We start from the raw sequence: 12,878 nt of genomic DNA, 5'->3' as shown, positions 1-12,878 counted from the left end.
GCATGTGCGGTATAGCGGGTATTTTCCATCTTGAAACGGCCAAGCCGGTCGATCCGGCGCGCGTGCGGGCGATGCTCGACGTCATGCCGCATCGTGGCCCAGACGGCAGCGGTATCTGGACCGCGCCGGGCGTGGGCCTTGGCCATTTGCGCCTCTCTATCATCGACCTGGGCGGAGGGGCGCAGCCCATGCTGACCGAGGACGAAAGCCTCGCCGTCACCTTCAATGGCGAAATCTACAATTTCGCTGAAATCCGCGCCGAACTGGAAGCCAAGGGTCATGTGTTTCGGACACACAGCGACACAGAAGTCATCCTCCACGGCTATCGCCAATGGGGCGAAGCCTGTGTCGAGCGATTTCACGGCATGTTTGCCTTCGCGCTGTTCGACGCGCGGGCGCAGTCGCTCTGGCTGGCGCGCGACCGGCTGGGGGTCAAGCCGCTCCATTATGCCCAGCTATCCGACGGCAGCCTGATCTTCGGATCGGAGCTGAAAAGCCTGCTGGCCCACCCGCTGCTGCGCCGTGCGCCGGACCTGTCGGCGGTCGAGGATTACATGGCTTATGGCTATGTGCCCGACGATGCCTGCATGGTGGCGGGCGTGCGCAAGCTGGGCGCGGGGGAAACGTTGCGCCTGGTGCGCGGGCGACCCGCGCCACAGCCGCAACGCTATTGGGATGTCAGTTTCGCCGAACGCAGCAAGGCGAAGCCGGAAGAGCTGGAAGAGGAGTTTGTCGCCTTGATGCGGCAGGCGGTCCGTTCGCGCATGGTTGCCGACGTTCCTCTTGGCGCTTTTCTCTCGGGCGGCGTCGATAGCTCCAGCGTCGTGGCGCTGATGGCGGAAGCGTCGGCCCAGGCTGTCCAGACCTGTACGATCGGCTTCGATGTCGCGAGCCTGGACGAGACTGCCTATGCCGACCGCATCGCCCGGCGCTTCGCGACCGATCATCGCACGAGGATCGTGTCGCCGGATGATTATGGGCTGATCGATAGGCTGGCTCTGCATTTCGATGAGCCCTTTGCTGATGCCTCGGCGCTCCCGACCTACCGCGTGTGTGAACTGGCGCGGGAGAAAGTGACCGTTGCGCTTTCCGGCGACGGGGCAGACGAGGCCTTTGCCGGTTATCGCAGGCATCGGTTCCAGATGCAGGGGGAGCGGATCCGCAGTCTTATCCCGGCATCGGTTCGCCAGCCGCTTTTCGGCACGCTGGGTCGCTGGTATCCCAAGGCGGACTGGGCGCCTCGGCCGCTGCGCGCCAAATCGACCTTCCTCGAACTGGCAGGGGAGGGTAGCGACGCCTATGCCGCGTCGGTCAGCGTGACGTCCCGCGGCCTGCGGCAGCGCCTCTTCAGCCAGGATATGCGCAGCCGCCTGGGCGCATATCGGGCCGAAGATCGTTACATTCGCGCGATGGCGCAGGCCCCCGCGCGCGACCCTCTCGACCGGGCGCAATATGCGGATATTCGTATCTGGCTGCCCGGCGATATCCTGACCAAAACCGACCGGATGAGCATGGCCGTCAGCCTGGAGGCCCGCGAGCCGCTGCTCGACCACCGGCTTGTGGAGTTCGCGGCCCGCCTGCCCGTCGCCCAACGTATTCGTGGCAACAGCGGCAAATATCTGATGAAGAAGGCGATGGAGCCCTATCTGCCGCAAGACATCCTCTACCGGCAGAAAATGGGTTTCGTCACCCCCATCAGTAACTGGTTTCGCGGCCCTCTTTCCGGCGAAGCGACGGCTATCGCAGGCGGATCCGCGTTGACCAAAACGGGCTGGTTCGATGCAAAGATGTTGGGACGGATCGCGGCCGATCATAAATCCGGGGTTGCCGATCATGGCCGTGTGCTTTGGCAGCTGCTGATGCTGGACAAGGCGCTGGGCCGGTTATTCAGTCTTTGATCAACTGGCGCAGAACCAAGCGGCTCTTTTGGCGAGGCCCTTGCAACCCACGTCCGCCGGTGCCAACGGAGCTGTCGTGCAGAGGGTAAGCAGGACGCCAGTGACAGTTTCGAAGGAAATAGTTCGAGCTCGACTATATCTGCTCTGCCTGCTTGGGGATTTGGCGGGACTGTTCCTGTCTTTCCTGTTCGCGAACTGGCTTATCCTGGGCGCGCTGCTTGGCGAGCCCGGCAAGCCACATGGCCTTGTCATGTTCGCCATGGTCGCGCCGCTTTACATCCTGCTGGCGGTGCAGGGCGGCGCCTACGGCATCCATATGCTGGACAATATCCGGCGCGGCATATTCCGGGGGCTGCTCGCTCTGGCGCAGGCGGCGCTGCTGATGCTGCTGATCGTCTATCTGGGCAAGATCGCGGAGCAGCTGTCCCGCCTTACTTTCGTGACTGGGCTTGGCTTTTCAGCGATCAGCGTCGCGCTGGTGCGGTTGGCCATAAGCCGCCTGGGCGCGCGTCTTCTGGGGGAGGTTCCGCATCTGACAGCCGTAATCATGGACGGGGTGGAGATCGCGACTGGCCCACATATGGAACTGATTGATGCCGCATCTGCCGATCTGCATCCCGGCCGTCATGACGCCGATATGGCGGCGCGGCTTGCGGCGGTGGTTGGAATGGCTGAAAGAGTGATCGTGGCTTGCCCGATGGAGCGGATGGCGGACTGGTCGGCTGCGCTCAAGTCCCTCTCGGCGCGCGGTGAAATCGTGGTGCCAGAGCTGCTGCGCTTCGCCCCGGCGCGGGTTGATGAGTTTGACGGCCAACCGACCATCATTGTCGCCGGTGGCCCATTCCATTTCCGCGATCGCATCATAAAGCGCATCTTCGATATCATCGTCGCCACCGCAGCCACGCTGGCGCTGTCGCCGGTGTTGATCGCGGCCGCCCTCGCGATAAAGCTGACCAGTCCCGGTCCCGTTATCTTCAAACAGCCCCGCATTGGTCGGGACGCGCGTCCCTTCAATATCTACAAGTTCCGGTCGATGCGGACCGAAGCAAGCGATCGGAAGGCCGACAAGCTGACCGCGCGTGACGATGACCGGGTGACCAGCGTGGGCCGTTTCCTGCGTCGCACCAGCATCGATGAACTGCCACAGCTCTTTAACGTTCTGCGCGGTGACATGAGCATCGTCGGCCCGCGCCCGCACGCAGCAGCTGCCAAGGCCGGGGACAGCCTCTATTGGGAGGTCGATGAGCGCTATTGGGAGCGCCACTGCATCAAACCGGGCATGACTGGCCTTGCCCAGGTACGTGGCCACCGAGGATCGACCGACCATCATCAGGATCTGATCGATCGGCTTCAATCCGATCTGGAATATGTGACGAAATGGTCGATCTGGCGAGACCTGCGCATCATCTTCGCGACGATCGGCGTGTTGGTGCATCACAAGGCCTATTGATGCGCGGACTTGATCTCTTCTTCCTGCTGGTCCTGATCCTGTCAATTGTGGCGGTGCTATGGCCATTTCTGTTCTATCCCATGATCCTGCGGGTGCTGCCCACGCGGGCAGAGCAGCCGGGACGGGGGCTGGCTCCGTCGGCTTCACTTTTGTTCTGTGCCTATAATGAAGCCGCGGCGATGCCCGACAAGCTGGCCAACCTAGCCATGCTGAAGCACCGCTATCCTGGACTCGAAATATTCGCGTTCGACGATGGCTCCTCGGACGACACGGCAGCCCTGATCGCTGCACAGGGCGATCTGGTGACGTTGGTTCGCGGCCCCGGCCGCAGTGGCAAGGCGCATGGCATGAAGCAACTGGCGGCGCGCGCCGGTGGCGATGTTCTCATCTTCACCGATGCCAATGTGTTGCTCGATGAAGATACCATCGACAGTCTTCTCGCCCGCTATGCCGATCCCGATGTCGGCGGCGTTCTCGGCTCGCTCCACTATATGGGAGAGGGCGAGAGCGCGACGGCCTCTGTTGGATCGCTATACTGGCGCCTTGAAGAGCGGCTGAAGGATGAGGAGTCGCGCACCGGCAATGTGCTGGGGGCTGACGGCTCGATTTTCTCGATTCGACGAACGCTTTATCCTGACTTTCCGGACAGCGTTCTCGATGACCTGACTGTATCGATGGCCGTGTTGTTCGCGGGTAAGCGGTTAGTGAAGGCCAAGGACGTTATCGCCCGCGAGCGGCTGGTTGCCGCGCGTGGTGACGAGTATCGCCGCAAGGTGCGGATTGCCGCGCGCGCCTGGCACACGCATTCCTATCTGCGCCCGCAATTGCGGCGGATGGATGGGCTGGATCGTTTCAAATATGCCTCGCGCAAGATCGTGCGCTGGTTCGGCGGGCTTTTCATCGCGACGGGTGCGCTGGCGGCTCTGGCACTGGCCCTCAGTCTCTCCCCATGGATGGCCCTTGTCGGCGTTATGATCGCGGTAGTGCTACTGGCGCTTGGCTTGCGCGCCAAGGGCGGGCCTCTTGCTGCGGTGGTTGATATTCTCATCGCCTATGCCGCGACGTTTCAAGGTGTGATCAAGGCGATGAGAGGCCGGACGGTCACGGTCTGGAATCCTGCCAAGTCACGCTGATCCCCTCTCGCCAAAGATGGGGCATATTGTATAGGCCCTTGCAATGCTGATCGGAGCCAAGGCGTGATTACTTTTCAGCGGGTGGCGAAGGCCGCCGGCAAGCATCTGACCCGGGCAATGCTCGCGCTTCGCAAGGCGATGGGCGCGCGTGCGCGCCGCGCCTGTCCGGCTTGCGGGCAATCGGTGGTCGGCTTCTTCCGTTATGGCGACAATGCCGAATGGGGGTGCCCCAATTGCGGGGCTTCCCCACGCGAACGATTGATGAACCATCTCATCGATGGGCGGGTACTGAACATTCCCAGTCAAGGCGCGATCCTGCACATGGCACCTAATGAGAACAGTTTGGTACGCCGCTTTTCCACTGCCGCCGACTACACGCCCGCCGATCTCGATCCGGATCGGTACAGTGTTCCAGGCATGCGGCGCGTGGACCTGATGATGCTCGACGATGCAGAGCGCTACGATCTGTTTTATGCCAGCCATGTCATGGAACATGTGCCGGACGATCATGCAGTATTACGCAACATCCACCGCGCGTTAAAACCTGGCGGCGAAGCCTGGCTGATCGTGCCGCTATGGAACAAGCCGACCGAGGATGGCAGTTTCGATATTCCCCCGCGTGAACGGGAGCGCCGTTTCGGCCAGTGGGATCATGTTCGCCAATATGGCCCCGACTTTGCGGAGCGCATACGCGCGGCGGGTTTTGACCTGGAAGAGATTGACGCCAGCGGTATAGATCCTGACACGCGCCACTTCTTCGCCTTGGACGACCGCCTGTTTCGCGCCAGAAAACCTGTAGGAAGCTCTGCGCAGTGAGTGCTGCGCTCGGCAGGGCGGTGGCCCGGATGGAAGGGTCCGCCCGTTTCCTTGCCCTGATAAAGCTGACCAATGTCGGTTTGACGCTGATCTGGGGCTTTGCCGTTACCTATGTGTTTGTACGCATCCTGCCCCTGCGCGAGTTTCAGGCATTTTTGCTGCTTGTAGCCTTCGGCAATTTCACAGTCTCTGCCGAATTCGGTCTGACCAGCATCATCTATGCGCGTTTGCGGCGCTATTGGCTCGATCATACGGATGATGGCGCAGCGGGCTTCCGGCTGGAAGAGATGGGCGTTCTTTTCCTATTCCTGGGCATGTTGATTTTCGGCGGACTGGCGGTCCTGTTGGTCGTTCTCACCGCCGGTGTAGTCGATACGTCGATGCCGCTGCTTTTCATTCTCTTTTTTCTGTCGGCCTGCGTGAACCTTCCAGCGCTCCTTGCCAAGCGCGCGCTGGCGGCGGTCGATGGCAATTTCCTATGGGAGGCGCTGGATTGCTTGCGGCGCCTGATGATTATCGCTTTGCTCCTTCTCATTCTGAACGGTCTCGATCCGCGGCTTTCGATCGTCCTGCAAATTGCCATCAGCCTGGTCGTCATAGGCTACGCCATCGCGCTGGTTCACAGGCGCCTGGGCATGACGGCGCAGCATTGGCTGGCGTTCCGTCGGGGCGGTGGGCATGTCAGGACGCATTATCTGCACGATATTGGCGCGTCCGCGCTGTTCACCATGTCGGAAATAGCAGCTTATAATGCTCCATATTTCATGATCGCGCTTGCTACGCAGGACGCGCGGCCGATGCTGCTTTTCGATTTCTTCTTCAAAATGTCGCGAGCCTTGTCGATGGCGATCCGCGCAATGGTGGAGGCTGCACTCCCGCGAATAACCCGCGCTTTCCATTCGGGGGACATAGCGCGGCTGCGCCAGTTGTTGGTTCGAGCCCTGGGTGCGGCTTTCTTCTTTGCGCTCGTCGCGTCGGCCGCCCTGTTGTTTATCGGCCAGTGGCTTTTTGCCAAGCTGTTCGCTGGCCGCGCCGCCATCGGCATTGTCGACCTCCTGCTGATCGATGGGGCGTTGCTTGCGCTGACCGTCATCTGCGTTTCTGTCTATATACAGGCGGCACTTGGACGTTTCGGGCATCTGTTGAAGCGGTCCTTGCCTTTCCTCGTGGGGGCGCTGCTTAGTGTGCCTGTTGCCGCGCTCCTGGACGACTGGTTCGATGTGGGCTTCCTTGGTCTCTACACGTTGACGCTGTTGATGGTTTCGGCGCTTCACGCCCTTTCGCTGCGCGGCCTGGTTGAAGGTCATTCGAGGCGATGAAGGTCGCTATGGTCGATCCGTCGCTGTTTACAGGGCGGTATGATGACAGCCTGTGCGCGGCGCTGGGAGAACAGGGTGTCGAGGTGACGTTGCTCGCTCGCCCGATGCGGTCCACCGATGCGATCACCCCTAATGCCTATAACTATAATCCCCATTTCTTTAGGCGAAGCGAGGCGTTGCGCGGGCGATTGGGGGAAGGGCGACCCTTTCGCCTGGTGAAGGCGGTTGAATATACAGCCACCTGCACCATGGGCAGCCTCAAGGCGTTGGCGGACGCGGATGTGGCGCATTTCCAGTGGCTCCCCCTTGCCCCTGCCGATCGACTGCTGCTGCGCAGGTTGAAGGGGCGGATGCCGCTGGTGCACACGGTTCACAATGCAGACGCATATCATGCGGACGCCGGGGTGCAGGGGAAGGGCTATCGCGCACTGCTCGATCTCTTCGATGCGCTTATCGTCCATGGAGATACCACGCGGCAGGCGCTGGAAGCGGAAGGAATTAATTCTCGCGATATCCATGTAGCGCCGCACCCACCCATGCGTCTGGCTGCCGCAAAGCCCGCTGATCTGAGGGGCATTCCCGATGCGGTAGTGCCTCGGTTGCTCTTCTTCGGCACCATCAGGCCGTACAAGGGCGTCGATATCCTGATCGATGCATGCCTGTCGTTGTGGGGGACAGGGCACAGGTTCGAACTGGTGATCGCCGGGAAGCCCTTCATGAACATTGCCCCTGTGCTGGATAGAGTCCGCGACGCCGGATTTGCCGATCGCCTGATCACTGATCTTGGTTTCCTGACTGAAAGCCGGCTTGATGCGCACATGGCCAAGGCCGATGCCATAATCTTTCCCTATCGTCAGATCGATTCCAGCGGCGCCTTCCTGTCGGCGCTTCATCATGGCAAGACGATGGTTACATCCGATGTCGGCATGTTCGCATCGCTTCCCGACGACGTCGCGATCCGTACGCCAGCGGGAAATGCAGCAGCCCTTGCGCAAGCCCTCTTGCGGCTCCTTGAAAGCCCCGCCATCAGGCAGGCGACAGGCGCGGCGGCACGCGCCTATGGAGACAGCATGGGTAGTTGGAAGGATATGGCCTCAGTGACGATCGACGTCTATCGGTCCGTGATGGCGGAGCGGGCATGAACCGCTATGTTCGCGAATTGACGGACCGATTGCTGGCCGTTCGCCTAGCGCTCACGGGGCGTGTGCACCAATATCCAGAGATCCAGGCGCTGCGTCGTTTCCTGTCGGCCTTTTCCATTGATTGCGTTATCGATGTAGGCGCCAATCGCGGGCAATATGCGACCATGCTGCGCAAGCATGCAGGCTTTTCCGGTTCAATACTGTCTTTCGAACCCAATCCCGACATATTCGCTGAACTGTCCCGCCGGGCAGCGTCGGATGCAAAATGGCACGTCTTCAATCTTGCGCTGTCCGACTATGATGGCACTGCCAGCTTCAACATCATGGCGGCGGACCAGTTCAGTTCCCTCAATATGCCTGCTGAGGCGCAGGACGCTGTCTTTGCCGACCGCAACCGTGTTACCCGAACGGTGGATATGCAATGTCGTCGCCTCGAAAGTCTTCTTCCTGAATTGCGCGCGGTACATGCTTTCGCCCGCCCGTTCCTGAAGATGGACACGCAGGGGCATGACCTGTCCGTCTGCGAAGGCGCGGGGCTGGCGCTCCAGGAAATGACGGGCGTGCAAACCGAGCTTGGCGTAAGACCGATCTATGAAGCGGGCACCGGCTATCGCGCCATGATTGACTGGTTGGCGGACAGAAATTTTCTCCCTTCTGCCTTCTTTGCCAACAACAAGGGGCATTTTCCGCTGCTGGTCGAGATGGACGGGATTTTCGTCAATCGGGCGCTATTGCCGCAGGAAGGCTGAATGTACGCCCCGCCCACCAGGCCTATCAATGCTCGCCGCCTTTTTCTGGCCGGCGCCATCGGGCTTACACTGTGGCTGGGCGCAACCTTCCTCTGGCATGTCACTTATCGGCAGGGGATCAGCCTTGCCGTCATTCTGTTGCTGGATCAGGATTTCCCCGCCCTGATTGTCGGCCTGCTGCTGCTGACGCTGGCGGCCCCCTTCGCGGAAGGGGTGGGATTGCGCCTGCCTGCTCCTCGCGCCCGAATCATCGTGCCACTCATCCTGCTATTCGGGCTGGTCGCCTGGGCCGGGCATTATTGGCTGTTCCAGAATTACTCCATTTCGCGCGACGAAGAAGTCGCCCGTTTTGCCGCAGCGTACATGCGCGAGGGGCTTTTCGCGCGGCCGATCCCCGCAGAGTGGGAGCCCTATCGCCGGGCGATCATGCCTGAATTCTTCTCGCCATTCGGTGCGGCGGATTACTGGACGGCAGCTTATCTGCCGGTCAACAGTGCGATTCAGGCGCTGTTCTGGCAGTTGGGAGATCCCAATCTTGCGGGCCCGACACTCCTGATAGCGGGACTGTTCGCGCTGTGGCGCGTGGCGCTGCACCTTTTCCCTACGCGAGCCGACGCGGTATGGGTGACGATGTTGCTGGGGCTCTCCTCGACGCAGTTGTGGGTTACGGCGATGACGCCATACGCCATGACCGGCCATTTTGCGCTGAACATGATCTGGCTCGCGCTGGTGCTGCGCGGGGGGCTAATCGGCCATGTCAGTGCTGGAACCGTCGCTCTGCTGGCGGCGGGTCTGCACCAGTGGCATTTCCCACCGATCTTCATTGCGCCATTCATCCTGTGGATGCTGCTCGCCCGGCGCTGGAAAGCGGCCGCATTCCATATCATCGTCCTAGCCGCCATCGTGATCGTATGGGCCAAGCTTTGGCCTGGATTTCTGGTGCAATTGCTTGGCCCGCCGGCCGATGTTCGGCCCTCAGCTGGTGTCGCGGACAAGGTTGGCAGCCTGTTTGAACGGCTGGGCGATCGCTGGCAGCCTCTTGTCAACCTCAGCCGGTTCGTCGCCTGGAACAACATATTGATGGTGCCGCTCGCGACGCTCGGGGTGTTCGCAATGCGGTGGCGCAGCGCTTTGCGTGGACAGGAAATCGCGCTGCCTCTGGCTTTGGGCTGCTTCGCCGGTTGCGGCCTGGCGCTGGCGCAGGGCTATGGTTGGGGGTTTCGTTATGCCCATGGCTTTATCGGGCCGTTCTGCCTGCTTGCAGGATTGGGATGGGCACGTTTCCGTCCCGCCGCAATGCGGCCGTTGCATCTGGGCTTGGCGATCACGCTTGTCATGAGTGCCTTCCTGGTCTGGCGTACCCATGTTTTCGTGGCGCCCTACGCCGCCAGCCATCGCATGATCGATGCATCCAAGGCTGACGTGGTTTTAGTCGATCCACGTGGAGGGTTGTATGTCACCGACCTGGTGCGAGGGCGTGACGGCGTGCCAGGGCGTCCAATGGTGATGAATCTTGGCATGCTGACGCTTGATCAGGTCGATGAGCTTTGTCATCTTTATGTCGTCGAACTGTTCGATCGCGCCGAGTTTCGTCCGTTAGGCGTGCCACTCGCTCGGTGGAATCTCGGTCGTATGGACGCACTGCGCGCGCATATGAAGGCCGAAGGGTGCGACAAGCCCGTGCAACCGCCCCTGCCTGAAGCGATTGAAGATGCGTTTAATGCATCGGGCGACGTGCTTTAAGGTTTGACGCCCTTCATGTAGACGCGTTTGCCGCCGATCCATGTTTCCAGTACTTGCGTCGAACGAAGTTCAGCCGGTTGCGCGATCGAGACATCGCGATCGAGAAGCACGAAGTCCGCCCGCTGTCCGGGTATCAGGCTGCCAAAGCGCTTTTCGGCAAACGCCGCATAGGCTGCTTGCCGCGTATAGCCGTCGAGCGCGACTTCGAAGCTCACCCGCTGCTGCGGCATCCACCCGCCAGCTGGTTGGCCATTTGCATCCTCGCGGCTCATCGCGGTGGCCATGCCGGTGAGCGGGCCAGCGGTTCTTCCCCGCATGCCTGATCCAAATGCGAGGGGCACCCGATTGTCGATCATGGCATTCCAGGCGTAGGCGCCCTTCAACCGCGCTTCGCCAACTCGTGCGACTGCGGCGCGCCAATCCGATGCCTGGCTTGCGGGCTGCATCGAAGCCACGATGCCGTTCTGTCCGAAGCGAGGCAGGTCGGCGGGATCGACGATCTCCGCATGCTCGACCCGCCAGCGCCGGTCGCCCTTGTAAGTTTGCGCCAGTTCTGTGATCGCATCGAGCAATTCGCTATTCGCAGCGTCGCCCGCAGCATCGACGGCGATCTGGAAATTATCCATTGCCGCCCGGCTCATGACGTTTCGAAAGGGGGTCGCGGCGATCAGTGGATACCCACGCTGTCCCGCCGCGTCAGCATAATCCGCCTTCAACCACGCCCCGCGTGATCCCAGCGAACCATCAAGGCTGAGTTTCAAGCCGCCCATCCGCAGATGGTCGTCATATAGCCAGGGCGTAGGTTCCGGCCCGGCGATCAGCACCATATTATCTATGCCGAGAGCGTAAGACAGAATCCGTATTCTTAACGCCCCCCGATCCGCCGATCGCCGGAAAGCCTGCCAATCCTCTATGCTGGTCCCCATGTCGGCGACGGCGGTGACGCCATGGGCCAGTAATTGCTGTTGCGCCTTTTCTAATGCGACATCCCGGTCCTTGGGCGCGGGGGCGGGGACAACGCGCTGGATCAACTCCATAGCCTTTTCCAGGAAGACGCCCGAAGGTTTGCCGCTCGCCATTTCGATCCGGCCCCCTGTAGGCGCCTTGCTGGTGGCGGTGATATCGGCCGTCCGCATCGCCAGAGAATTGGCCCAGCCTGCATGTCCATCGATCCCCTCAAGCCAGACCGGCACATTGCTCGCCGCTGCGTCCAGTTCAGCTGCGGTCGGCAAGCGGCCCAGCCCCCACCGATCATGGCTCCATCCGCTCCCGATGATCCATTTGCGTCCCGGATTGGCCGCCGCATAAGCCCGGATCATGTCCTGCGCTTCAGCCAGGGAACGAGTGCCGGACAGGTCCAGAGTGATATGGGAAAGCCCCAGCGCCATCACATGCCCGTGAGAGTCGATAAGGCCAGGGATTAGGGTCTTGCCCGCACCGTCCAGCCGGAAGTCCGGACCCTTGGGCCAAGTTTCGCCTTTTCTGAGCTTTTTAGGCCGTGGAGGCGCTTCATAACGGCTGGGCAGCAGCTTTTCGACCTTACCCTCGTCATCGATCAACAATGCCCGGAAGCGGACGACCTTGCCAGACGAATCCAGGGCAATGCCATTAACATTGTCGATGACGCCCGAAGAGAAAGCAGGCATGGGCAGCGCAAGGGCGGCGATGGTCGCCAGCAGGGGAGACTTCATGCCCGAGTGATCCGTCGCACAAGCGCACTCGTATCCTGGCGGTTGCCGCCCATCGCCTGCACATCGGCATAGAACTGATCGACCAATGCCGTCACGGGTAACGTCGCTCCATTGGCCCGCGCCTCCTCAAGCGCCAGGCCCAAGTCCTTGCGCATCCAGTCAGTTGCGAAGCCAAAATCGAAACTTTCCTGAGCCATGGTCCTCCAGCGATTATCCATCTGCCAGCTCTGCGCTGCTCCTCCCGAAATTGCGTCGAACACCCTGTCCAGGTCCAGCTCCGCCGCTTGGGCAAAGCGCAGCGCCTCCGACAGCCCCTGTATGATGCCGGCGATGCAGATCTGGTTCACCATTTTGGTTGTTTGGCCGGCGCCAGCGGTACCGACATGGACGATGCGCGCAGCATAGGATTGCATCACGATCTGCGCCGCTTCCACCGCAGGTTCCGTCCCCCGCACATTATGGATAGTCGCCCATGTTCTGCGCCCGCCTGGCCACCCGACACCGGAGCATCGACGCAGTGCAGGCCCCGGCTTTCGCCCTCAACAAACAACTGGCGCGCAATCCGCGCCGAAACAGTTGTGTGATCGATAAACAGGCTGCCCGGCTTCATGGTGCGGAATGCACCTTCACGCCCTAGAGTGACCTGGGACAGATCATCGTCGGTGCCCACGCAGCTGATGACGATTTCGGCGTCCTCGGCGGCCTTGGCCGGACTCACGGCCACCGCGCCTCCATAGGTTTCCGCCCAGCGCTTCGCCTTGCCGATGGAGCGGTTGTAGACGGTCAGATTGTGCCCCGCCTTGGCCAAGTGCCCGGCTATCGGGCCGCCCATGATCCCCAGGCCGATAAACGCGATATTAGCCATATGCCTCGTACAGTTAGCCGCGTGGTCTTTCGCCATAGGGCGAGATTTCGATGAGGGCCAGTTCCTTCCGCC

General features: G+C 61.2%; 9 protein-coding genes and 1 pseudogene. 8 read left to right on the top strand and 2 right to left on the bottom strand.

The window, feature by feature from the left end; translation table 11 throughout:
• Window positions 1-2 precede the first annotated feature (2 nt).
• The 8 genes from B6S01_RS02815 to B6S01_RS02780 all read left to right on the top strand — a co-directional run bounded on the left by B6S01_RS02815 (window position 3) and on the right by B6S01_RS02780 (window position 10,250).
• Entirely contained in the window at window positions 3-1,898 is a 1,896-nt protein-coding gene (locus B6S01_RS02815) for an XrtA/PEP-CTERM system amidotransferase (protein WP_037466259.1), read from the top strand.
• 100 nt (window positions 1,899-1,998) lie between these two features.
• Window positions 1,999-3,348: a sugar transferase gene (locus B6S01_RS02810; RefSeq protein ID WP_037466257.1), complete on the top strand. Its 1,350-nt coding sequence runs from the start codon at window positions 1,999-2,001 to the stop codon at window positions 3,346-3,348.
• Complete coding sequence (locus B6S01_RS02805) at window positions 3,348-4,481, top strand: glycosyltransferase (protein ID WP_037466255.1); 1,134 nt, start codon at window positions 3,348-3,350, stop codon at window positions 4,479-4,481. Before B6S01_RS02810 ends, B6S01_RS02805 begins: the two co-directional genes overlap by 1 nt.
• Window positions 4,482-4,544: 63 nt before the next feature.
• Entirely contained in the window at window positions 4,545-5,297 is a 753-nt protein-coding gene (locus B6S01_RS02800) for a class I SAM-dependent methyltransferase (RefSeq protein WP_037466254.1), read from the top strand.
• A 29-nt stretch (window positions 5,298-5,326) separates the two neighbouring features.
• On the top strand, window positions 5,327-6,616 hold the full coding sequence (locus B6S01_RS02795; RefSeq protein ID WP_037466303.1) for a hypothetical protein: 1,290 nt from the start codon (window positions 5,327-5,329) through the stop codon (window positions 6,614-6,616).
• Window positions 6,613-7,758, top strand: coding sequence for a glycosyltransferase family 4 protein (locus B6S01_RS02790; RefSeq protein WP_037466252.1), 1,146 nt, complete (start codon window positions 6,613-6,615; stop codon window positions 7,756-7,758). Before B6S01_RS02795 ends, B6S01_RS02790 begins: the two co-directional genes overlap by 4 nt.
• Window positions 7,755-8,507 carry an FkbM family methyltransferase gene (locus B6S01_RS02785; protein ID WP_037466250.1) on the top strand — a complete coding sequence of 251 codons (753 nt, stop codon included), beginning with the start codon at window positions 7,755-7,757 and terminating at the stop codon, window positions 8,505-8,507. Before B6S01_RS02790 ends, B6S01_RS02785 begins: the two co-directional genes overlap by 4 nt.
• Complete coding sequence (locus B6S01_RS02780) at window positions 8,508-10,250, top strand: hypothetical protein (protein ID WP_037466248.1); 1,743 nt, start codon at window positions 8,508-8,510, stop codon at window positions 10,248-10,250.
• On the opposite strand, the gene B6S01_RS02775 is transcribed toward B6S01_RS02780, so the two are convergent.
• Together B6S01_RS02775 and B6S01_RS02770 are read right to left on the bottom strand one after the other, a co-directional pair.
• Entirely contained in the window at window positions 10,247-11,941 is a 1,695-nt protein-coding gene (locus tag B6S01_RS02775; protein WP_174525921.1) for an amidohydrolase, read from the bottom strand. The genes B6S01_RS02780 and B6S01_RS02775 overlap by 4 nt on opposite strands.
• Window positions 11,938-12,806, bottom strand: a pseudogene (locus tag B6S01_RS02770) (NAD(P)-dependent oxidoreductase). Before B6S01_RS02770 ends, B6S01_RS02775 begins: the two are co-directional and overlap by 4 nt.
• Window positions 12,807-12,878: the final 72 nt, after the last annotated feature.

The sequence above is a fragment of the Sphingobium herbicidovorans genome (genome assembly GCF_002080435.1).
In the GTDB taxonomy this organism is placed as follows: Bacteria; Pseudomonadota; Alphaproteobacteria; order Sphingomonadales; family Sphingomonadaceae; genus Sphingobium; species Sphingobium herbicidovorans.
The sequence above is the reverse complement of the archived record's forward strand: the minus strand, read 5'-3'. Positions and strand labels throughout refer to the sequence as shown.